The following is a 22,933-nucleotide window of genomic DNA, read 5'->3' as shown; positions in this document are numbered from 1 at the left end:
AAGCTGCTATAACACAGTTTTATATTAACTTATTTTTTGACAGTCCTGAAATAAATACATCAAACCCTTTTTTATAGCTTCTTCCTACGGGAATCCGGTACTTGTCTATAAGTATTTCATGATGATTGAAGGCTTTTACATAATGAGAATTGATGATAAAAGACCTGTGGATCCTAACAAAACCTTTAGACGTAAGAGTGACCTCCAGATCGGTTATTTTTGTTTTTGAAACAAGACACTCATTAGTGTGTAAAAATATTTTGATATCATTCCCGCAACTTTCAAAATATACAATTTCCGGAAGGGCAATCTTCCGGTACATAGCATTTGTCCTGATAATGATATAATCTTCATCAGGATCGGTTTTATTCCTTAAAACACGCTCTACAGCTCTGAAAAAGCGATCAAAAGTAATGGGTTTCAAAATATAATCTACTGCCTCCAGTTCGAAACCCTCAATGGCAAAATCACGATAGGCTGTGGTAAAAACAGTTTTTGGCTTTTGTGACAGGGATTTTAAAAAATCGATTCCATTGAGATGGGGCATCTGGATATCCAGGAACATCAGGTCAATATTCTGGTTATGAAGTATTTTATAGGCTTCTATGGCGTTTTCAGCTTTTCCCACCAATCTTAGGTGATCTATTTTGGAAATATGATTCTCAAGCAATGCTGATGCCAGAGGCTCATCATCCACAATAATACAATTAATCATAATGTGACGGTGTCGTTATTTCTACTTTAAAAATATTTTTTTTTTGCGAAACCTGGAATGTGAATTGTTCATGATAATAATGTTCCAGCTGTTTTCTGATATTCTTCAATCCGATGCCATTTTTAGGGTCTTTGTCCTGATGATCGGTATATGTATTTTCAATACTGAAAAATGAATGGGCAGTATGGGTTTCTATATTGATCTGGATGACTGTCTGATCAGTATTCATGCCTGCACCGTGTTTGAAAGCATTTTCTACCAGGGTGAGGTAAAGAAGCGGAGGTATGGTATTGTAAGAATTGAATACGGTTTGTTTGTTTATTTTTAACCTTTCATGCGTATATCTGAGGCTTTCCAAAGCAATATAATTATCAATGATATTGAGTTCATCAGAAACCGGAACCCATTTTTTCTGTCCCTGATATAAAATGTAATCTAAAATATCCGAAAGCTGGCTGATGGATTGAGAAGTTTTTTCTGAATGGCTCAATGAAAGAGCATAAATATTATTTAAAGTATTAAACAAGAAGTGCGGATGCAGCTGAGATTTGAGAGCTTGCAGTTCCAATTCTGCCTTTTCTTTCTGTAATTGTACACTGCTTTCCTTTTCATTCCTGTATCTGATGAAAAACATGACTGAAATAAAAATAAATGCTCCACTGATAACAGGAAATGTATAATGAAGTAAAAGGTACCCGATATCGGTAAAAATACTGGTAAGACTATCTTTTGGCTGATTGATAAACAAAGGCTCAGCTAAATAGACTATGAAAATTCTGTTAATGACGGAAATAATATAAAGGCAGAGAAGAAGATATGCTGAAAATTCTATATACTTTTTCCGGTCCAGGAAATATCTGATGAGGATAAAATAAATGATATTCGCTCCCAGGATTTGGAATATCCAATGGCAGAAATGATAGATGGTAAGCGTTATAAAATTTTCGTTCTCATATTCACTGTAGCTGCGTATTGTTCCGAATAAAAATAAAGCTATCCAAAAAAATAGCTGGAAATAGAACATTTGTCTGAAATAAGCTTTCGTCATCCTCAAAAATATAAAATCTTAAAGCATAACAGATGTAAAATATGCCAAATAACATTATGTAGTGATCAACAGCAATGTTCTGTATTCAGACGACTTGGTTCGTCATTGACAGGGGATAACTGGTTTTCCGCATTATGTATTCAAAAGTAATCTTGCTTTTAAAGAATATTTGCAGTAAAAAATAATATGGCAATACAATGTTCTGAAAGATTGTATGGATTAGATCATCTCAGGTCCCTGGCAATTATATTGGTTTTAATGTACCATTATCGTGCATTTAAGCATCCGGATTGGATTGATCACATAGGGCAGTTTGGGTGGACGGGAGTTGATCTGTTTTTTGTGTTAAGTGGCTTTTTAATTTCCAGTCAATTATTTAAAGAAATGGAAGACAAAGGAAACCTTCATTTGAAAACCTTTTATATAAAACGTTTTTTCAGGATTATCCCTCCTTTCCTTTTCACTCTTTTCCTGTATTTTACATTTCCTTTCTTTCGGGAACGGGAATCTTTACCACCCTTATGGAAATTTATCACGTTTACTCAAAATTATGGATTAGACGTTATTCATAAAGGAACCTTTTCACATGCATGGTCATTGTGTATCGAAGAGCAGTTTTATTTGTTTCTTCCTATGCTGCTTTGGATGTTAAGAAAAGTAAAAATGTTTCAATATATGGTGGTTTTTACCCTGGGTATTATTCTCTTCTCGCTGATAATCAGAATAATAACATGGAATGAATTAATGAAGATTCCTGATCGGAATTCTCTGGATTTTTGGAAATTATGGTATATGAAAATTTATTATCCGACTCATTCACGGCTGGATGGCCTTGGGGTAGGGGTTTTAACAGGATATACAATGCAATACTCATCAGGAATTAAAAAGAGTATTCATCGTAACGGAAATATACTTTTTCTGGCTGGACTGACCTTATTGGGGATTTCATTTTGGATGTGCCGGGAACAAGCTTCAAAGGAAGCATCAACATTTGGATTTATATTAGTTGCTGTAAGTTACGGTATTATTGTCCTGGCTGCAGTTTCAGAATCTTCATTTCTTTACCGATGGAAATCCTCTGTTACTTTGCAGCTGGCAGGTTTGTCTTATGCGATCTATCTATCCCACAAGGGAATTATTCATATGGTACAGGACCTCCTGGAGTATTTTAATATTCAGACCTCAGGTAATGGCAGTCTTTTATTATCCCTGCTGGCTTGCGTTGTTGGTGCGGTTTTCTATAGATGGGTTATTGAAAAGCCAATGGAAAAAATTAAATACAGGATCTTAAGAGATGAAAATAAAGTATTTCCAAAGAAAATCAATTAAAATAATACAGGTCTTCCGGAGAGGAAAAGAGCAGGTAATGTTGAATTTCAAAATAAAACACAGATGACCCCGGGTATCTGTGTTTTCATTTCTTATAGCTGAAATGCTATGAAATATGTTTTAGAACGTTATTTTGAAACAATACTTTTCAAAACGATATTTTTGATGGATGCTTCCTTAAAGCTCCAGTACTCACGGCTTTCGGGCATTTGATTTTCAAGAATGATCAGACTGGTATCTGTGGAAGGAAAGTATACATTTAGACAGGTAAAGCCGTCTCCCAGACCTGTAACCCCGTAATAATCAAGACCTGCTTCCCTGATAATCCTTACATTATAGCCAAATCCCATACTTTCCTTCCCAAAAACATTATGCTGCGAGGTGGTGGATGCTGTGAGCATCTGCTTCTGAAACCTGGATGAAAGAAGTTTACCTTTAAACAATGCCTGGTTCCATTTTGACAGGTCCTGTACAGTAGAGATAATACCTGCCGCAGGAGCTATGTCCTCACTTAAAAATGTTTCTTCCACTTTTGTGAATTGATTTTGATTGTTCATAAAACCGGGTACAAGAGATTGATTATCCGAACTGTTGAATACGAACGTTTTTTCCATGTTGATCTTTTTGAAGAGAGCGTTGGCTAGTTCCGTAAAACTTTTCCCCGTAGTATTTTTTAATATTTGCCCTAAAAGGATATAGGAAAGGTTACCATATTTAAACTGCGAACCCGCTTTGAAGGCAGAAGGTTTATGAGTATCCACAATACCATGGGTATGGTTCAGAAGGTGGTGGATCGTCACCGAGTCAGCCCAAGGCATTGTAAGTGAAGGAAGGTATTTTTTGATGGGAGTTTGCAGGTCAAGCAGCCCTTTTTCAGCGGCCTGCAGAATCAGGACAGCAGTGACCTGCTTTGAATTGGACATAATCTCAAACTGATCATCAGTTTTTAAAGGAATCTTTTTTTCAAAATCTTTGTAGCCATTGGATTTTAGATACTGAATTTTACCATGTTGGGAAATCAGGACAACCCCATTGAACTGTATAGGGACGGAAGCCGTTATAATACTATCAATTTTTTTTGTATAAGAGGCAGTTTCCTGGGCTTTTGCAATAAAAGAAAGCAGTAATGAAATGGCAAGGGTAAAATATAGTTTTGTTTTGTTCATAGGCTTTTCTATTAATAATACTTGTTTTGGGAGTATAATAAGTTATCAAATGTCTGGTAAATGTTACAATTGCCAGAAAGTTTACTATTTCCCCCAGGCTAAGATTTTTCCGATTGAAGTATGTATTAATCAGTTCGTTCACAAGAGAGGTATAAAAAAAATCATATACTACATCTTCGGATTTAAGTTTAGTTTATTTATTAATCCTGTATGAAATTTTGATTATTAAATGATTGATTATTATTGGTTTTGTTCTGTATTCTTTTTGTTGAGGGATATTTGTAGGATGTGTTTTTTCTGTAGTACGTATCTGTTTTATTATTTTAGTCAAAGTTTTTTTATGTAAAATATAGTATTGGTTTATTTATTATGGTTAAATTTTTATTAGTAATTAATTTATGGGTATTAATTTCCTGAAGAGTGTATATTTTATTATAAGTATATCCTGTTTATTTGTTTTAAACAGCTGTACGGGAAATAATCTGTCGGTAACCAATTTTGATTATCCGCTACTTCATGAAAATGAGGTATTACGTCTTGCCGGTAATTATAGCAAATGCATGCTTCTAAATGAAGAATACCTGCAAAAAGCCCGGAAATATGAATATCATGACGGTGAAGCCCTGTGCTATATCAATATGTCTAATATATCTGTGAGTATCGGAAATTATAAAAAGGGTCTTGTGTTTCTGAAAAAGGCAGAAACGGCTCTCCAGAATTCACAAAATGAAGCACTTAAGGCAAAGCTTTTTCAGGAGTATGGACAGCTGAGTAAAGTTACCGGTTTATATAAAAATGCCCTGAAATACAATTCTAAAGCTCTTTATTACACTAAAAAATGTGCTCTCAGGGATAAAAGAAACTATTTCCTGAACAGGGTATTTTCAAACCGGGGAGATTTTTTATATGATGCCGGAAGAAATGATTCGGCGCTGATCTATTTTCACCGGGCAAAAAGTGTTATCAATACACCGCTGGTTAATTGTCTGATTGCCAAACATCACTTACTTTATACCGGGCTTGCGGATTCGTCAAAAGTCTATGTCGACAGATCATTGGAGCTTATAAAAAAAGATACCATCTCACCGGATTCCCAACAGGGAATGGTATACAGGGTAGCAGGTGACTATTATAAAAGCCAGGGACATTATGAGGAAGCGCAGGACTTTTATCAAAAGGCTCTTCATGTATTTTTACAAACCAAAAAGGCATATAATATTCCTTTCATTTACCAGTCGATAGCTGAGGCTTATAAAGGAACGGGAAATAAGGAAAAGGAAATTGAGTTTGAAAATAAGTACCTGGATGCAAAAGCAAAGTTATCTGATGATCAGAATGAAACAGTAAATCTTCTGATTGATAAGGTGTTGGCAGAGAAAGAAAATGATGTTGAAGTGTTCAAACTAAAATTATTTGTGGGTTCGGCAGTATTAATATTGATTCTTATCATTGTGTTTACCCTGAAATATAGAAAAATGATGAACAAAAAGAGCCGGCTGAGAGAACAGACCACCATTTTAAAGAATCAGACTGAGCTTTTAACCAATGAAACGGAACTGCTTGCCAGTAAGGTAAATGAAAGCTTCAATGCTCTTGTTCAGCTTGCTAAAAGAAATGATTCTGCTTTTCTTACCCGCTTTCAGGAGGTATATCCTGATTTTATAGAGAAGCTGTTGAATATTAATGAAGATTTATCAGGAGCAGATCTGCACTTGTGTGCAATGATCAAGCTTAACTTCAGTTCAAAGGAAATTGCCACCTATATGTCTATCCTGCACAAATCTGCCCAGCAAAAAAAATACAGGCTGAGAAAAAAGCTTAATGTTCCCAGTGGACAGGATCTTTATGTTTTCTTCCAGGGATTGGATTCCTGAAGATTCCTGTATTGCTGATAATAATAGAATATATTTTTAATGTTTGTAACCTGGAGCTGTCTTTTACAGGCGGTTTTCTTTGTAATATACTGCGAGTACTTCCTTTTTACTGATAGAGCTTATACTAAAAGTAGAAAATGATATTATTATCTTTTAATCTGTAATCATAATGATTCCTCATGTAGATTTTTTTTAATTACAGGGATGTATATTCGCGAATTTCCTTATACTACAAAAACCAGTTTTCAATAAATTTTTCAAGTATAAAAGAGTTTAAATCGAATGATTATGTTCATTTTAAGATTTCTTTAAGAAAATAATTAATTGTTAATCAGTGTATTGTATGTATTGAAGGGTATTTGTAGAATGTTCTTTTTTGGTCGCTTGATTTCATTTTTTTGAAATTTATACTAAAGATTAAGAAGTGTTTTAATGAAAATAATAATGTTGCTTTGCTTCTGATCTTTTAATCTAAACTGTTTTAATTGACTACACCAACTATTAATATTAAATTATGAGAAAAAATTTAGCAATATTGCTCCCGGCATTGTTTTCCTGTAGACCCCCTGCTGCCAATCCCCAATCAACAGATATCAGAAGTAAAACTCATTCTGGAATAACCTCTGCAATGCAACTGTCTGGCGGTGACACATTGGAAGTCCTTTACAAAAGGTACCAGGCTTAATCAGATTCTAAAAACACATTACAACGAGTTGTTATTCTCAATCTGAGCCTGTGTACATTCCCTCTTACAGGGTGATGAGATTGAGTTTTTACAATAATCTATAAGCCAGAGTATAGCATTTAAATACTCCGGCATTTTTAAAACTGAGAAAAATATGTTATACAAAGAGATTCATATAGGTGAGCTTATTAAAAGTAAAACAGAGGAAATGGAAGTTACTATAAGGCATATTGCCGAAGTTTTCAGAATTCCTGAGCATACCGTTTTAGAAACGTTTGGAAAAAAAGAGATTTCTACCGGAGAACTTCTCAAATGGTCTAAACTGTTGAGATATGATTTTTTCAGGATATATTCCCAGCATTTGATTCTTTATACACCACAATATGCCAATCCGGTTAGAAAGAAAGAAAAATCCCAGCTTATGCAGTTCAGAAAAAATATTTATTCTGATGAACTTATCGAATTTGTATTGGAACTGGTCCGGACAGGGAAAAAGACAAAACAGGAGATTATAGATGATTACAGAATTCCCAGGACAACACTTTACAAGTGGATCGCAAAACATCAGGTAACATCTGATCTGTAAATAATACTGAAAAAATAATTAGGAAGATGAAAGATACATTAAGACCCAATTATAAACAACTTTATATGGATATGCTGGATTGGAAATATCCTGAAAAAAAAGAGATTTGTGAACAGGTTCTCAAGAAAAGAAAACTGGAAGCCCTGGATATTATTACGCTGAATGAGATCATTTTCGGAAATAACAAAAGCAACCAGAAGCGTAAATCCTATGATAAAAATTCTATTATTGAAATTTTAAATTATCAGAAAAAAAATCCCTGCAGTAATAAAGAACTCTCACTCTTATTTAAGATGAGCAGAAATACCATTACCAGGTGGAAACGGATGTATCCCTGATTTCAGATTTCAGTTCCCTCCCAATAATTAATACTTGTTAATTGATCTCAGAATGCATATTCTGAGATTTTTTTTGAATACTATCTGACATTACTGTAGACGTTTTAGTGACAAGTTCAGAGTAACGTTTATGATTGTAATCATATAATACATTAAACAATTGTTTGTATTTTTATAATGATCCTACAGGATCCGTAGCGTATTCATGTGCAATTGAACAGAATAAATACAATTTCTTGACATGGAAAAAATACATAATAAACACGAGATGTCCCATTCATCAGAAAATACAAAATCTTCTTCAATGTATATGCGTTTTGTTGTGATGGCTGCAGCTATGTTTGTCGCTATGTATTTTATTATGTATGCTATGATAGACGGTTGGCAAAATCTGATCCTGAATATCAACAATCTTTATATGACCCTCCTGATGGTCTCTGCAATGCTGCTTATCGAATTGCTGGTGATGAAACCCATGTATGTGAATAAGAAAATGAACAGGATCATCATACTCATTTCTGTAGTGATTGGAATCTTTTCCTGGTTTGGAATCAGAGAACAGATGTTTGTGGGGGACAAAGAATTTGTGAAAGGAATGATACCTCATCACGCTGCCGCCCTGTTAATGTCTGAGAAAACAAAGCTTACGGACCCGGAATTGATAGAACTGCAAAAGAATATCCTTGAATCGCAGGCTAAAGAAATAGAGCTGATGAAGCGGAAACTTGATGAATTTAAAAAAACAGGCAGATAATTACAGTAATAATATCATTTTAAACCCCGGTTTTATTTCCTTATCCTGTCAGATTTAATAAATTAGCGGCTAAAACGGTTTAAAATCCGGGCCACTAATAATATACCTATGAAGAACTCCCGTACTGAAATTATTAAAGGTAACATAAAACATCTGAATGCAGGATCATTTTTGATGAAGAAAACGCTAAACGCCATTGTGCTATTTATGATGATGCTGGTAACGGTTACCGGCTCCGGACAGGCCCGTAATGCAGCATTTGGCAATATATACCACCAGATAAAGCAAAAGAATTTTTTCAAAGCCCGTGATCTTTTTGCCGGATCCCGGCAAGGCCTTACTACGGAATATCAGTATTTTACTGAAGCAATACTTGATAATGCTTTTAACAAACCTGAATTATCCAATGATAAAATTTTACAACTGGAAAAGTCAAAAGTGGTACTGCCGGATTCATTGATGCTTAAAATATGGCATATAAAGGAAGACAACTGCATGAAGCAATATGATTATTCCGGGGCAAAAAATGCGGTAAAGACTGTCCTTAGCCGGTATAGCAATCTGCTTTCGGAAGGAGAGGTAAAGGACCTGAAAAATAACCTTAAAATCTGGACTGCGCTTGAAAATGAACCGCGTCAGAGAATTTCCATTAATGGAGGAATCCGCATTAAGATGGAAAAAGATGTAGCCGGATTAAAAAATCTGAAAATAAAGGTAGGAGAGGACGCTATGAACTTTATTTTTGATACGGGAGCTAATATTTCTACTGTTTCGGTTTCCACTGCCAGGCGCTTGAACATGAAAATTATTCCTGCAGGTATTGATGTAGATGCTATTACCGGTATCTCAGTAAAAGCAGATCTTGCCGTTTGCAAAAAGCTGGTATTGGGAAATGCAGTCATAGAAAATGCCGTATTCCTTGTATTTGCAGATAATGCGCTTAGTTTCCCGCAGATTAATTATCAGATTAATGGCATTCTGGGATTTCCTGTGATTGAGGCATTGAAGGAAGTACAGATTACCCGGGATGATTATTTTACAGTACCTGAAAATGAAACAAAGATAAATACACCGGCTAATATGGCTATTGATGGTCTGTCTCCTCTGGTTTTTATAGATGGCATGCATTTTACGTTTGACACCGGAGCAGATCACACGATTTTATATGCTCCCTTTTATGAGGAAAATAAAAAGGAAATAGATAAAAAATACAAGATTACCAAAATCGGTATGGGGGGAGCAGGAGGAAAAATTGAACATGAAGGTTTTAAAGTAGATCATACATTCCATATTTTGGGAAAACAGGTTCCTCTCAAAGATATCAGCTTATTAAAAACCCGGATTAATAAAGAAACAGTGTATGGAAATATTGGTCAGGATGTAATCCGTCAGTTCAATACCATGACCCTGAATTTTGAGCAGATGTTTATCAAGTTTGATTAGGAGCTTTACCACAATATGTGGAAAGGAGTCTGAATCAACTTTTTTTATTCTGAATTAATCTTTGCAGATAAAATCTAAATTATCAGGCCCTGGAAAGTTGAACAACGGATCAAGCGCAAAAGTTGGGGGCATATAACATTTAGATGTATTTAATTATTAAAATTCACGCAAAGATTTTTTTTTGATTACTCTTTATTTTAAGTAAGCTAAGAAATGAATCGATCTTTAATCGATTCTGATGAAGCGATCTTTAATCGATTCTGATGAAGCGAAGACTTTGCATGCGCTTAGTCAGCAGCTATGCTGCCTTCTTTGCCTACTTGAAATAGAACATTATTTTTTAAAAAACTTTGCGTGAAAAACGAGCTCAATAATTTTGATGCTAATCAATAATGGACAGAATTTTTTATATTCAAGACCCAATTTATGTCCCCAATTTTTGAGACTGATCCTGAACAACTCTATTGGTTTCTGGGTTTCATTAAAAAAAGGCACCATTTTAAGCAAATGGCGCCTTACATAGAATATATTAAAATAATTGTAAAGGTTTTCAGCGTTCTATCTAGTCATTCTGTTGGATTTGTGGGTTATTATTAATCTCTTTATTAGGAATCTGGAATTTAAATTTATCCGGTGTCAGGTTAAACCTGCCAAAAGTATGATTGGTTCCGGTGTACACTCTTTCTAAAGGAATATTTAACCTCTTCATATCAAACCATGCATACCCTTCACCCCAAAGTTCTATTCTTTTTTGAAGGATAATTTCATTAATCAGTTCGTTTCCTGATTTTACAGACAGGGTATAGGCTTTATCCCTTTTGGACGAAATATCAAATAATACCTGTCTGGCTTCGGTTTCCCTTCCTTGTCTGGCCAATGCTTCAGCTTCTATATAATACAGTGAGGAAGCCCTGATGTAGATATAATCTCCTTCAAAAAGGCTTGGATCCTTAAATTTCCAGCTTACATAGGCCGGATAATTTTTAGTTTTTCCGTTGAATGTGTATTGGGCACTCTGGCTTCCGTTGAATACCTTTTTACGGTAATCCGTTGCTGGAATAGCTTCGTAAAGACGTTTATCAATCAACTTACGGATTTGTGCCGCACCGGCATACCCTTCATTGGTATTGTCAAACATTGAGAAGAAAGAAGCATAATAATTCCCGATACTCATGGTGGAAATGGTATTATGGAAGCCCCATATCACTTCAGGGTTATTGATATTGGAAAATCCGGTAGTGGTATATTCACTCTCAGTCATCAAAGCGATGCCTTCTTTACTTTCTGCAGCATACTGAGCTGCTTTTTGATAGTTTCCGGTTTGTAAATATACCTCAGCAGCAATAGCTTTAGCTGTTCTCTGATCGATCTGGGCTTTCGTTGGCCGTGCAAAGCTGTCCAGAAGCTGGATGGATTCTTCAATATCCCTGGTAATCTGTCCGTATACTTCCGATACAGTGGACCTGGGCAATCCCTGGCTAGGGTTGCTGCTTGTAAGAACCAATGGAAGCCCCGGGTCAGATGAATGCCCCTGGTAATCATTAGCATAAAAACGAACCAGATAAAAATAGGAGTAAGCCCTTAACGCAAGCAATTGCCCTTTGATAGCCCTGTTTTTTGAACCCGTATCTTTCTGTAAATCGTCAAGTAATTTATTAATAACAAATATCCTGGCATAAAAAGTAGTCCATACAATCTCTGAAGCTAAATTACTGGCATTGGTTGCTTCATAATTATAAAACATTCCCAAATGCTGGTTGGTAGACTGTATCACGTCATTGGACATCAGGTCTGCACCGGCTTTTATAGCCATGATTCCAAAATCAGAGTGAGAGGTAGTGCCTCCGGCGCCATTGCTGCGAAGATCAAGGTAGATTCCTCCTAATATTTTTTCAGGGCTCGATGAATCGTTATTCAATTGCTCTCCGGAAATATCCCCGTCCGGCAAAGTATTCAGATCATTGGCGCAGCTTGAAGTAAGAAGGCCAATGGCTATGGTTGCTATAAAGTATTTTATTGTTTTCATAAATTTTTTTAAAAAGTTAATTTAAAGCCTAACGAGACACTCGATAACAGGGAATATTTGTAAGAATCAGAAACCCCGGTTAATGATGCTCTCGGATCATATCCTTTCCTCTTTGACCATAAATAAAGGTTGTTTCCTGTCAGATATACTTTTAAACCTGATAATCCTGCCTGCTTTGCAAATTCATCAGATAACTGGTATGATAAAGTGACGTCCTGAAGGCTGATGTAATCTGATTTTATCAGATATAATGTTGAATTCCCGTTTTGATTGGTAGAAGTTAAATCTACCCGCGGTAAGGCTGCATTGGGATTTTCCGGTGTCCAGGTTTTATCCAGGTCAGTAGAATAGTTGGACCCATACGTATCCGAATGGAATAAACTTCTGTAAATATCATCATACCCATATCCGCCCAACTGATACGCAAAATTAACGGAAAGGTTCAGCCTTTTATAGGTAATATCCGTTCCGAATCCGCCATATACTTTAGGAATAGCGGATTTTCCCGTGTTATAATCAGTGGCTTCCTTATAGTTGTTGGTAATCGTTCTTTCCTCTTTCTGAGTGGCAGGGTTGATCGTAGTCCGGTACCATAGGGCATCTCCGTTTTCCGGATTTATCCCTGCAAATTCTTTAAGGTAATAGGTATACCGGTCTCCGCCTTCCGTCAGGATAAACAATCCTGTAACGAGCCCTGTACTTCTCTGTTCTGCAGGTAATCTTGTGATTTTATTTTTATAGTGAGTGGCATTGGCATAGAAGCTCCATTGTACATTTTCATTGCGGAGAATATCCACATTGACATTTGCCTGTACTCCGCGGTTGGTCATGTCACCTATATTTCCATATTTCACATAAGAACCGGAATTGGACGGTGGAAGGGGAAGGGTGTAAATCATGTCTGATACTTTTCGTTCAAAATAATCAGCATTTAATGACACCCTGTTGTTTAAAAGAGAAATTTCAAAGCCGGCATTCAGGTTTTTGGACGTTTCCCATTTTAAATCCTTATTCCCTTGTTTTTTAAGGGATAAAACAGGCTTGCCATCACCGAAATTGTTAATTCCATATATATCCTGATACGCATAATAATCTCTTGTGGAGTTATTCAGCAGAATATTATCATTTCCCTGCTGGCCATAAGAAACTTTTAATTTTAAAGCATTGATGACGGTATTGTCTTTAAGGAAATCTTCCTTAGCCACATTCCATGCTGCTCCTAACCCGTAAAAATTTCCCCATCTGCTCTCAGGAGAAAATACAGATGAACCGTCTCTTCTGACATTGGCATTAAAGAAATATTTACCATCATAATTATAAAGCAGTCTTGAGAAATAACCTTCTACTGCATATTCGTAACCACTTCCGGACAGGTCTGTTATTTTCACGGCATTGTCAAAAGACCATGAATCCGGTAATAAAAGTTGTTGCTTTGTTCCTGATATTCCTTCGTTTTTAATTTTATTTAATTCATGACCGATCAGGATATTGAAGCTATGCTTGTTGAATCTCTTCTGATAGGTGAGCAATTGCTGGTGGTTCAGGGTATATCTGAACTGTGAGCCTCTGGTAATTGTACCGCCTACTGATGATGAGGTGCCTCCTTCCGTATTTCCGAACTGAAGGTTTCTCAGATTTTCCAGATACGCTCCAAAATTATAGGTAAAATCCAATCCTTTGATGATCTCATAATTCAAACCAAGATTGGCATTGGCAATATTACTTGTAGTCCGGGACTTATCTTTTTGCAGATTGCCAACAGGGTTCTCAAAAACGGCATAGGATCTTGTGGCTCCGTTAGGACCTTGTCCGTCTCCATAATCATACAGGGCGTTTCCGTAACTGTCATACAATCTTTGGTAGTTATCGTCCCTTAAGAAGACAGGGTAAAACGGTGAGATATTTCTGGCAAACTGAAATGGGTTGGAAAATCCTCCTGTCTCCCCAAAATCCTGTTTGCTATAAGTATAAGACAGCGCGGAGGTTAATTTTAATTTAGGAGTAATGGTATAATCCAGGTTGGATCTGATTCCGAATCTTTCAAACCCGGAAGAGATAAGGTAACCTTTATCATCCAGATAATTTAAGGACGTATAGGATTTTACCTGATCACCGCTGGCATTAATCCCCACATTGGCTTCTCTTCTCAAGGCCGGTTTGAAAAGAAGCTTCTTCCAGTTATCCTGATATAATAATTTTGCATCAGGATTAAAAGAACCGTCCTGCCTGATCAATTGATTGAAAGGAACATTATAAACATTATAGCCTAGTTTGCTTAATGCAGCAAGTCCCACATCATGGGGAGCAGGGCCGGAAGGAACAGCTCCAGGTTGCTTTAACCTGGCAATTTCACCAATTCTCGCCCTGTTGTAGAAAGCGGTATAATAATCCTGTGGTGAGGTATACACCGGATAATCCTCAATGGATCTGAAATTAACCCCGGTTTTCACATCCACATCCACACTCAGTTTTTTATTTTTACCTCGTTTGGTATTGACAATAATGACGCCGTTGGCACCTCTGGAACCATATAGAGCGTTGGAAGAAGCATCTTCAAGGAAAGAAATACTTTCAATATCTGATCCTGCGATACTGTTCAGGTTTCCACTATAGGGAATCCCGTCCAAAACGATCAACGGATCACTGGAAGCGTTAATGGAGCCAATTCCCCTCATTCTTATTGTAGGCTGTGAACCGGGTTGTCCGGAGGAAACTACCTGTACTCCTGCTACCTTACCTCCGATTCCCTGAAGGACGTTTCCGTTTTGAAGATTAGACAGGTCTTTTGCCTTTAATGATTGTACTGATCCGGTGATCTCTTCTTTCTTCTGTTTCCCAAAAGCTACCACCACCACTTCTTTGATGGCATTTTCCTTTGAAAGGCTGTCTTTACTTTGTGCAAAGCCATATTCAGCGAATAAAAGCAGGGCCAATACACCAAGTTTGCATTGTTTTTTTCTCATTATATTATCATCTTTAAGGTTTAAATTGAAAGGGTGTATTACTGTTGACCTCTCCGGTTAAGGATAAAGAATTCCCTGCCTCCTTTTTCAGGAGGTTTATAATGCGTGGGAATGTTAAAATTTACAGGAGATGTGCCCGGATTAAATCAGGATTTGAATAATGGGCTTTAATTCCTACAGTAATGTGTATTTCTTGAAATTATGACATTATCATAGTACACATACACATCATAGATTCAGAACACATATTTTTAGAAATGACAGGGTGTTGTGAAAAGCTATTCTTTGTGCAACCTTCAGGCTGAACAGCTGCAATAGCTATGATGGTGAACTGGTAAGAATCAAAGTCGTTCTTATTCATGAGAATAAAGTTTTATTTTTTTTAACTGTTTCAAAATTATTTAATAATTCATAAACGCAGCTTAAAAAGGGATATGAGATAAATCATATTAGTCTACTAAATTAGTAGGTTAATTATTGTTGAAACTATTCTTTGTTATTATTCGTTTGATAATCAATATTTTGATGTTTTGTTTGAAGTGCTGATAATTATTAACAAAATTAAATTCTGTACTGTGAATTAAAATTAACAATACAAGTCTATTGTTTTTGTAGACTTTTTGTTTATTTTATAACCTCAATAGAATGGACTTCAGCCTGCTCTAAAGTATAAAATAACTTCGGATACAGCAGTCCGGAATTCCAGTTTCCTGATAAAAAAAGCCATGGTATTATTTTACCATGACTTATAAAAAAACCTGACTTATAAAACCGGTGTTTCCGGATTATTTTTCTGTTTTGATTATTATCTATTGGGCAAATTTATTTTGTGGCGGGTACTTATAACAACAAAAACAGGGAAAGATTATTGAATTTATGCCATCATAGTTGGGCGAGAAATAAACTCGCTGATATTTTTATAAAATTGTTACTAGTAATTGTTAATCAGTGTAATGTGTTTAATTGCTTAGTGAATAATTTCAGTAATTATTTCATTAAATTAAGAATTTTTAAGGAATTTTTTTTAATTTTAACATCATAATGAATTGACTTCTGATGATCAAAAGTTTTTCCCTGATATCTTTATTATTGTCAATATTTACTTTCTATCAATTTCCTGCTCAGACTTCGAATCTGAAGAATGAAGAAAAGCTGATTATGGGGCAATATGATAAAATTGAATACAATGATGTCGGCCGGATCACCAATATGGATGATATCCGCAAGGTAGTTGACCAATCAAAAAAAATCAATTTCAAGCCGGGAGAAATCAGAGGGCTGGTTCTTTTACAACGGAACGCGTTGCGAAGAGGAAATTATACCCTTTCGGAAAAGTACGGCGATGAAGCAGAATCTTTGGCTTACGCTGAAAATGATAACTATTCGCTAAGCCTTATTCAACTTAACAGGGCATGTGTAGCAATAGAGCTCGGATTATATCCTGAAGCTAAAACTATTCTGGAAAAAAAAGAATATGGAGAAAAAATTGGTAATAAGGCCAACAGGAATATTTATTTCTCCAATTCCTATATGCTTCTTGCCGGGATATATTCGAGGACAGGAGCTAAAGATTCCATGCTGTATTATACCAGAAAAAGCCTTGATGCCATTGAGGCAACACCTTTGGCTGGTCTGACAGATTATCAGAAGGTCAGGTATTATTATCTTGAGATATTTCAGCTGATGAATATGGGAATTGCTTATGCCTTTCATCCTGAAAAGCCCAGAGTAGATCTTGCAGAATCTTACTTCCGGAAAGCACTGGCATATTCGGTAACACACCCGCAGTATTTCAAGCTATGTGATATTGAGGTATATGAATCTGTAAGCGCATTTTATTATAAAAAAAAGGAGTATGAGAAAAGCATAGAATTCTCAAAAAAAGTTTTGGAACTGGAAAGGATAAAGAAGAAACCGGAAGAAAGGCTGGCAGCTTATGAAGGGATTAAAGATGCCTATAATGCGCTGGGAAATTCAACGCAGGAGCTTAAATACCTGAAATTATATACCGGTTTGAACGACAGTATTAAAAATGCACAGAAAGTCACGGTGATCAATCAATCCAGGAAAAAAATAAAAACTTTTAGAGATGCATATAACGAGAACCGGCTTATTATTGCTTTGACAGCTTTAGGGATTATATTGCTGATCATTGCCATAGCATGGAAGTATAACAGAAAAAAAGAATATGAATACCGTAAAAAATATGATGAGCTGATCAATGGCCTTAACCGTGAAAAGAATCAGCCCGATGAGGTTGATGGTAATAAGGATCAGGGTATTTCCAATATTTCTTCTGAAACGGAAAAAAAACTTTTAAAGAAGCTGGCGGCATTTGAGAACTCAGACAAATTCCTTAAGAAAGGTATCAATATTGCGTATTTGTCCCATTTTCTCAATACCAATCCCAAATACCTGTCAGAGATCATCAGAGAACATAAATCCCGGAATTTTAATACCTATATCAATAGTTTAAGAATCAATTATATTGTTCATCAATTATACAATAATCCCAAATACAGAGAATATAAAATAAGCTATCTGGCAGAAGAATGCGGATATGCTTCACCCCAGGTTTTTGTCATTGCTTTTAAAAAAGAAAAGGGGGTGACGCCTTCTTATTTCATTAATCAGCTGAATGGCAGTACAGTAAATATAGGGCTCGGAACATAATATAAGGCACATCGTTACTTGCGTACACGCAGGAGTTTCCCTCAATAAACAATTTATTACAAGCTTAATAACCCTCTAAAAATATATTTGAACATGAATAAAAAAAATTTAACAATCCTCGGATTGTTATTGTATTCCCTGCTTTTTTCCCAGTCTGTAAATACTAAACCGGAATTAGCTGCTAATAATTCTTCTTTAATAACGGCCAGGTTAACAGATACCGATGGAGATGGAATAGCAGATGATGATGACAGGGATGATGACAATGATGGTATTCCTGATGCATTGGAATGTCCCGGACAGTTTTATTGGACAGGGCCTGTTACGTTTTCTGCCATAGATAATAATATTGCTACAGGAACAATCAACGGCGTCGGTTATACCTACACATCAAGCCAGCCACTGGGCTCAACCGGAAATGTTTTTGGTTATGGTAATTTTCCCGCTTCGTATGGTGTGCCTAATAATAACCCCACGATTAAAAATACACAGGCTACCACCAACACATTAACGTTTGCCTCACCGATGACAGATCCAGTATTGGTTTTTTCATCGATTGGGAGCGGGGTTCTGTCTGTACCTATTATATTTGATAAACCTATAGAGATTATATGGGCTTCTGCAGGAAATACTTTAATTGTAAATTCCCCTACCCAGATAACCGGGCGGGAAGGCTATGTTATTCTCAGGATTCCCGGAGTGCATACCAGTGTTTCCTTTAATTATACGGTAGCAGAAAACTGGGCCAATTTTACTTTTGGAGCCACTTTACCGTTGCCTTGTGACTATGACGGTGACGGTATTCCCAATCATCTGGACCTTGATTCTGATAATGATGGTTGTGTGGATGCATGGGAAGGAGATGAAAATGTTACGGTGGCACAATTGGTGGATGCAGGAGGAACCGCAACAGTAGGACCCGGTTCTATTGCGCCTGATAAGAATATCTGTGCCAATGCTTCGTGTGTCGACTCACAAGGGATTCCGCTTCTTGTTAATGCCGGAGGAGCTGCTGATAGCGGAGGAGACCAGGGACAGGGGATAGGAAGCTCTCAAAATATCAATGCATGCAGCAGTTGCTATAAGCCTGGTATCACAGGAGGAGCTGCCCTTGATACAAAGTTGGGAATAACCGTTTTGGGAAGGGCCGGAAGTGGGAATACAGACAACTGGCCGATGGTAAGAAAAGGAGGCTGGCTGGCTTTGGAAGCCAAAACTAAAGGATTTGTTTTAAACAGGGTACCTTTTGATACGTCTGGTAATCCTGTTGGAATTTCTCCTTTAAATTTTGTTGAAGGAATGACCGTTTATGATGCTACAAACAATTGCCTGAAAATTTATACTACTAAAGATAACGGTACGAGTTTCGGGTGGCATTGCATTAATATTCAAACCTGTCCGGATTAATAATAAGGTCTTATTTATTTTAATAGCTCTGATTTAAATTATTTGAAATGAAAAAAACAATTACAATACTGTCATTATTCCTTCTTAACCAATATTTTGCACAAGTTGCGATTGGTAAAGATTCGATAAGCAATTCCTCGGTGTCTCTTGAGTTCTCCAATGGTAGCCGGGGGCTTATTCTTCCCTGGATTACTTCTGCTGCTTCTGCGATAGGAGCTGTAGATGGTACATTTATTTATGATGTTTCAGATAAAAAAGTAAAATACCGTCAGGCCGGTACCTGGAAAGATTTAAGCATAGATACTACAGGAACCGTTAATACTGTTTTACAAAATTCTAAAACAGAATTAGCGGGAGCTAAAATAGTTATCGGAGGCAATGGAAATACAGATACCACCGCCGGTATTCTCGTTCTGGCAGACCAGGATAAAGCGATGATCCTCCCCAAAATGGATACCCCGCATCTGAATATTATCAATCCTGCAGCCGGAATGATGGCTTATGATACAGCCACCCATCAGCTTGCTGTTTTTAACGGAACGGTTTGGACTTTTTGGAAACCCTGATTATTGGGGATAAAAATTGATAATGCAATAGAGCTGTCTCCCTATGAGATAGCTTTTATTTTAGCCATTGTTGTTGGTTTTTAGGATTGAAATTCTTTTTACCAGAAAAAATAATTATATTTTTGAAGATTATTGTGAGTTGCACCTTTCTTTATTCAAAGTGATACATATCACCATGTGCAACGTGAATCCTACTATTATGATGAGAAAATATTTTACTTACGCTCTGCTTTTAGGTCCTCTTTTGGGAGCGCAGAATAAAGAGACTGAAAATTCCGTTTACCAGCAAAACTGGGTGGTCTCAGAGAAGGAGAATGAAGCATTGGCATTTGATGCTGACATCCGTTTATCTGAGTCTGAACTTACATTAGATAAAAAACTGTTCCGGTTAAGAAAACAATTCCTTGGCGAAACAGAAAAACAAAAAATCCCTTTATATAATCTTTCTTTTAATGAAATAAAACCGTTAATAGAAAGTAGTACACTGTTTAAGATTATCCAGGACATGCCCAAAGGAGGTTTGCTGCATACCCATAGTGGGGGAGTAACCGATGTAAAATGGGTAATTGCAACGGCAAGGAAATACAAAGAATGCTACGTTTATGATCAGAAAGACAATGACCGGTTTATTTTTGGGCAGCTGGCTTTTTTTGAAAGCGGGAAAGTGCCGGAAGGGTTTGTAAACCTCGATAAAAAATTAACTTCAGATGCTCACTTTGAGAAGGAATTACAAGAGCTTGTTATTCTGAAACGGGATAATCTTTGCAATTATAACAATTATTGGATTGAATTTGAAAAACGCTTTAAAAGAATCAGCTTGTTATTGCCTTACCGTCCGTTTTTTAAAGAATATTATATAAAAGGATTTCAGGATTTAGCCAAAGATAAAGTACAGCACGTGGAAATCAGGTTTATCTTTGATGAACTTTACGATTTTCAGCATGGAAAATATCCCGTAAAGACTTCCGTCACCGATTTGCAGGAGATTGTTAAAGAAGTCCGTAGGTCTAATCCCCGGTTCAGTCTGAAGTTAATTTACTCCAGCTTTAAATTCCTGGATCCGGCAGCGATTGATAAACAACTCGAAATGGCTTTTCAACTTAAAAAAGAATTCCCGGACATGATTTCAGGTTTTGATCTTGTTGCTGATGAAGCGGCCGGGCATAGTATCAATTCTTTCCGGAACAATTGGGCAAAGCTGAATGAGCTTAATAAAAAATATGGGATAGAGCTTCCTCTTTTCCTTCATGCCGGTGAAAGCAACTCTGTCTTTAATAAAAATGTGGTGGATATTTCATTGTTGGATAACCAAAGAATCGGACATGGCCTGAACCTGATTTATTTTCCAAAAACCATGGAGCGTATCCGGAAGCAGGGAAAATTGGTTGAAGTAAGTCCGATCAGCAACCAGATCCTGGGCTATGTCAGTGATTTAAGGAACCATCCGGCAAGGGTTTTATTAAGCAACGGCATACAGTGTTCTATCAATAGTGATGATCCGGGTGTTTATGGGTATGAAGGCCTGAGTTACGACTTCTGGATGGCTTTTGTATATTGGGAGCTTGATGTGAAGGCCCTGAAAAAACTGGTTTTCAATTCAATAAATTATTCTTCGCTCAATGATGGGGAAAAAAAGAAATCTGTTGATTATCTGAATAAAGAGTGGAATGAGTTTGTTCAAAAAATTAATTTAACGGTAAACTAATGCATCATAAGAGGCAGTATCAGGTACAACAAAGAAATTTGTAGTAAGAAGACCTGATCATTTTAAAGCACTCTGAATATCTCCCTTCATTATTCTGAAGGAAAGTATTTTGTGAAAGAGCAGGCACAGTATCGCGTAAGCAGCTTATTTTCAGATCAACGTGAAGGCATGTATTGTGTAGCTGGTCTGAAATTTGTATTCAAAATCGTTACATTGGATTTTGTAAACCATAATAATTGATGTTTTAAAATGGTGTTACAATAGGTAAAATGTACTGCATTGATAAATAAATTTTATTTTAAATGCATTTACAATAACGAACACTTACCACATAAAAATAGTATTATGAGAAATTCCATTTTAACAGTTTTTGCAGCAACAATGCTTATGGTTGGCTGCAAAAAAAATGAAAGTACGGCTGGCTACCAGTCGACAGACACTCAGACAGTAAGTCCTGCAATTACCGATAAGGACTCGATCAAACCAGCCGATAGTGCAGCTACTAATACAGCTACAACGGTTTCCCTTAGTGAACAAGATAAAAAGTTTGCCGATGCTGCAGCAAAAGGAGGGATCATGGAAGTCATGATGGGACAGCTTGCAGAAACCAATGCTTCTAATCCGGCCGTAAAAGCATTAGGCCAGATGATGGTAAAAGATCATACCAAGGCCAATGATGAGCTTAAACAATGGGCATCCAAGGCAGGTTATACCTTACCAAGTGGATTAGATGCAGATAAACAAAAGAAATATGATGAGCTGAAAACTAAAAAAGGAACAGAGTTCGACCGCAAGTACACCGAGCTTATGGTTGATGACCACAAAAAAGACATAGAAGAATTTAAAAAACAAAGTGCTGACGGTACAGAAACATCCCTTAAATCTTTTGCCAGTAATACACTTCCAACTCTGGAACATCATTTGAAAGAGTCGGAAAAAGCGAAGGCTGCGGTGAAATAGGATATGATCAATGAGTATGTATTAAGACGCATACAATTCATTTACAGAGTAAGCTCTTCTTATCATAAGAAGAGTTTTTTTATAATCTGTAAACAGGGATTTCACCGTCTGTTTAAAACCGTATCGCCTTGTCTCCTTTGGAATTCAGGAGTACCATACTTACTTCTGAATTAGTTATCAAGCCTGTAAATAAACTCCTCAATTTCCATTTGCCTTGCATTGGCGAAACCCGTATCAGAACCGATTCTGTTAAAACCACATTTTTCCATGACCTTCTGAGAACCAAAGTTGTCAAAAGCTACCCGTCCAAAAATTGGCCTGGCAGTCTCTATCTTGAGAAAGTCTTTCAATGCTGTTGTGGCGATACCTTTCCCCCAGAAATTTTTATCAATCCAATAAGTGATTTCCGCATTACCTTCCATGACAAACTTTGCGATACTTCCGGCGATAGCATTATCAACCATAATAGTCTGGTTGTTGATGGTTGGATCATTCAGGAATTTAGTGTACTTAGCCAGATAGGATTCTTTATTCTGGGACTCCTTTGAGGTAAATGCAGCCAGATGATTGGCTTCCTCATCAAGCTGAAATTGAAAAAGAACTTCTAAATCAGCAACGACTGTTGGCCTGAGTTGTATTTCATGTTGGATATCTTTCATGTTATGAGATTGGTTAGTCTAACTTCAAATATAGAA

General features: G+C 36.6%; 17 protein-coding genes. 11 read left to right on the top strand and 6 right to left on the bottom strand.

Annotated elements, in window-relative coordinates:
* Window positions 1-19: 19 nt before the first annotated feature.
* Both OK18_RS20675 and OK18_RS20670 read right to left on the bottom strand, forming a co-directional pair.
* Window positions 20-715 (bottom strand): LytR/AlgR family response regulator transcription factor, encoded by a 696-nt coding sequence (locus OK18_RS20675; RefSeq protein WP_082129246.1) that lies wholly within the window; start codon window positions 713-715, stop codon window positions 20-22.
* On the bottom strand, window positions 708-1,763 hold the full coding sequence (locus OK18_RS20670) for a sensor histidine kinase (RefSeq protein ID WP_053329249.1): 1,056 nt from the start codon (window positions 1,761-1,763) through the stop codon (window positions 708-710). Before OK18_RS20670 ends, OK18_RS20675 begins: the two co-directional genes overlap by 8 nt.
* 186 nt (window positions 1,764-1,949) lie before the next feature.
* Between OK18_RS20670 and OK18_RS20665 the strand changes: the two genes are divergently transcribed.
* Window positions 1,950-3,092, top strand: a complete 1,143-nt coding sequence (locus OK18_RS20665) for an acyltransferase family protein (protein ID WP_053329248.1) — start codon at window positions 1,950-1,952, stop codon at window positions 3,090-3,092.
* Window positions 3,093-3,220: 128 nt separating this feature from the next.
* Here the strand turns inward: OK18_RS20665 and OK18_RS20660 are convergent, their stop codons facing one another.
* Window positions 3,221-4,258: a serine hydrolase domain-containing protein gene (locus OK18_RS20660; protein ID WP_053329247.1), complete on the bottom strand. Its 1,038-nt coding sequence runs from the start codon at window positions 4,256-4,258 to the stop codon at window positions 3,221-3,223.
* Between the two features lie 560 nt (window positions 4,259-4,818).
* Here OK18_RS20660 and OK18_RS20655 point away from each other — a divergent pair.
* The 5 genes from OK18_RS20655 to OK18_RS20635 all read left to right on the top strand — a co-directional run bounded on the left by OK18_RS20655 (window position 4,819) and on the right by OK18_RS20635 (window position 9,938).
* A complete protein-coding gene (locus OK18_RS20655) occupies window positions 4,819-6,132 on the top strand; it encodes a hypothetical protein (protein ID WP_156173345.1) in 1,314 nt (437 codons plus the stop codon).
* Window positions 6,133-6,971: 839 nt separating this feature from the next.
* On the top strand, window positions 6,972-7,403 hold the full coding sequence (locus OK18_RS20650) for a transposase (protein ID WP_050020281.1): 432 nt from the start codon (window positions 6,972-6,974) through the stop codon (window positions 7,401-7,403).
* A 26-nt stretch (window positions 7,404-7,429) separates the two neighbouring features.
* Entirely contained in the window at window positions 7,430-7,741 is a 312-nt protein-coding gene (locus OK18_RS20645; protein WP_053329245.1) for a hypothetical protein, read from the top strand.
* A 241-nt stretch (window positions 7,742-7,982) separates the two neighbouring features.
* A complete protein-coding gene (locus tag OK18_RS20640; protein WP_053329244.1) occupies window positions 7,983-8,495 on the top strand; it encodes a DUF305 domain-containing protein in 513 nt (170 codons plus the stop codon).
* A gap of 108 nt (window positions 8,496-8,603) precedes the next feature.
* Window positions 8,604-9,938: a retropepsin-like aspartic protease gene (locus OK18_RS20635; RefSeq protein WP_053329243.1), complete on the top strand. Its 1,335-nt coding sequence runs from the start codon at window positions 8,604-8,606 to the stop codon at window positions 9,936-9,938.
* 562 nt (window positions 9,939-10,500) lie between these two features.
* Here OK18_RS20635 and OK18_RS20630 read toward each other — a convergent pair.
* Window positions 10,501-11,964 carry a RagB/SusD family nutrient uptake outer membrane protein gene (locus OK18_RS20630; protein WP_053329242.1) on the bottom strand — a complete coding sequence of 488 codons (1,464 nt, stop codon included), beginning with the start codon at window positions 11,962-11,964 and terminating at the stop codon, window positions 10,501-10,503.
* Window positions 11,965-11,972: 8 nt separating this feature from the next.
* Window positions 11,973-14,927, bottom strand: coding sequence for a SusC/RagA family TonB-linked outer membrane protein (locus tag OK18_RS20625; protein ID WP_053329241.1), 2,955 nt, complete (start codon window positions 14,925-14,927; stop codon window positions 11,973-11,975).
* 1,056 nt (window positions 14,928-15,983) lie between these two features.
* Here OK18_RS20625 and OK18_RS21795 point away from each other — a divergent pair.
* From OK18_RS21795 to OK18_RS20600, 5 genes are all read left to right on the top strand, one after another.
* Window positions 15,984-17,600 (top strand): helix-turn-helix domain-containing protein, encoded by a 1,617-nt coding sequence (locus tag OK18_RS21795; RefSeq protein ID WP_228377664.1) that lies wholly within the window; start codon window positions 15,984-15,986, stop codon window positions 17,598-17,600.
* 93 nt (window positions 17,601-17,693) lie between these two features.
* Window positions 17,694-19,007, top strand: coding sequence for a hypothetical protein (locus OK18_RS20615; RefSeq protein ID WP_053329240.1), 1,314 nt, complete (start codon window positions 17,694-17,696; stop codon window positions 19,005-19,007).
* A 47-nt stretch (window positions 19,008-19,054) separates the two neighbouring features.
* Entirely contained in the window at window positions 19,055-19,573 is a 519-nt protein-coding gene (locus tag OK18_RS20610; protein ID WP_050020290.1) for a hypothetical protein, read from the top strand.
* Window positions 19,574-19,772: 199 nt separating this feature from the next.
* Entirely contained in the window at window positions 19,773-21,278 is a 1,506-nt protein-coding gene (locus OK18_RS20605) for an amidohydrolase family protein (protein WP_053329448.1), read from the top strand.
* 345 nt (window positions 21,279-21,623) lie between these two features.
* The gene (locus OK18_RS20600; protein ID WP_053329239.1) at window positions 21,624-22,238 is read left to right on the top strand and encodes a DUF4142 domain-containing protein; all 615 of its coding nucleotides are present in this window, start codon (window positions 21,624-21,626) and stop codon (window positions 22,236-22,238) included.
* 170 nt (window positions 22,239-22,408) lie between these two features.
* Here the strand turns inward: OK18_RS20600 and OK18_RS20595 are convergent, their stop codons facing one another.
* Window positions 22,409-22,897 carry a GNAT family N-acetyltransferase gene (locus tag OK18_RS20595; RefSeq protein WP_050020292.1) on the bottom strand — a complete coding sequence of 163 codons (489 nt, stop codon included), beginning with the start codon at window positions 22,895-22,897 and terminating at the stop codon, window positions 22,409-22,411.
* Window positions 22,898-22,933: the final 36 nt, after the last annotated feature.

The organism is Chryseobacterium gallinarum, assembly GCF_001021975.1.
In the GTDB taxonomy this organism is placed as follows: Bacteria; Bacteroidota; Bacteroidia; order Flavobacteriales; family Weeksellaceae; genus Chryseobacterium; species Chryseobacterium gallinarum.
The sequence above is the reverse complement of the archived record's forward strand: the minus strand, read 5'-3'. Positions and strand labels throughout refer to the sequence as shown.

Excerpts from the sequence above, each read along its gene's own strand:
- OK18_RS20675 (WP_082129246.1), bottom strand. The coding sequence starts at position 715 with ATGATTAATTGTATTATTGTGGATGATGAGCCTCTGGCATCAGCATTG.
- OK18_RS20670 (WP_053329249.1), bottom strand. The coding sequence starts at position 1,763 with ATGACGAAAGCTTATTTCAGACAAATGTTCTATTTCCAGCTATTTTTT.
- OK18_RS20665 (WP_053329248.1), top strand. The coding sequence starts at position 1,950 with ATGGCAATACAATGTTCTGAAAGATTGTATGGATTAGATCATCTCAGG.
- OK18_RS20660 (WP_053329247.1), bottom strand. The coding sequence starts at position 4,258 with ATGAACAAAACAAAACTATATTTTACCCTTGCCATTTCATTACTGCTT.
- OK18_RS20655 (WP_156173345.1), top strand. The coding sequence starts at position 4,819 with ATGCTTCTAAATGAAGAATACCTGCAAAAAGCCCGGAAATATGAATAT.
- OK18_RS20650 (WP_050020281.1), top strand. The coding sequence starts at position 6,972 with ATGTTATACAAAGAGATTCATATAGGTGAGCTTATTAAAAGTAAAACA.
- OK18_RS20645 (WP_053329245.1), top strand. The coding sequence starts at position 7,430 with ATGAAAGATACATTAAGACCCAATTATAAACAACTTTATATGGATATG.
- OK18_RS20640 (WP_053329244.1), top strand. The coding sequence starts at position 7,983 with ATGGAAAAAATACATAATAAACACGAGATGTCCCATTCATCAGAAAAT.
- OK18_RS20635 (WP_053329243.1), top strand. The coding sequence starts at position 8,604 with ATGAAGAACTCCCGTACTGAAATTATTAAAGGTAACATAAAACATCTG.
- OK18_RS20630 (WP_053329242.1), bottom strand. The coding sequence starts at position 11,964 with ATGAAAACAATAAAATACTTTATAGCAACCATAGCCATTGGCCTTCTT.
- OK18_RS20625 (WP_053329241.1), bottom strand. The coding sequence starts at position 14,927 with ATGAGAAAAAAACAATGCAAACTTGGTGTATTGGCCCTGCTTTTATTC.
- OK18_RS21795 (WP_228377664.1), top strand. The coding sequence starts at position 15,984 with ATGATCAAAAGTTTTTCCCTGATATCTTTATTATTGTCAATATTTACT.
- OK18_RS20615 (WP_053329240.1), top strand. The coding sequence starts at position 17,694 with ATGAATAAAAAAAATTTAACAATCCTCGGATTGTTATTGTATTCCCTG.
- OK18_RS20610 (WP_050020290.1), top strand. The coding sequence starts at position 19,055 with ATGAAAAAAACAATTACAATACTGTCATTATTCCTTCTTAACCAATAT.
- OK18_RS20605 (WP_053329448.1), top strand. The coding sequence starts at position 19,773 with ATGATGAGAAAATATTTTACTTACGCTCTGCTTTTAGGTCCTCTTTTG.
- OK18_RS20600 (WP_053329239.1), top strand. The coding sequence starts at position 21,624 with ATGAGAAATTCCATTTTAACAGTTTTTGCAGCAACAATGCTTATGGTT.
- OK18_RS20595 (WP_050020292.1), bottom strand. The coding sequence starts at position 22,897 with ATGAAAGATATCCAACATGAAATACAACTCAGGCCAACAGTCGTTGCT.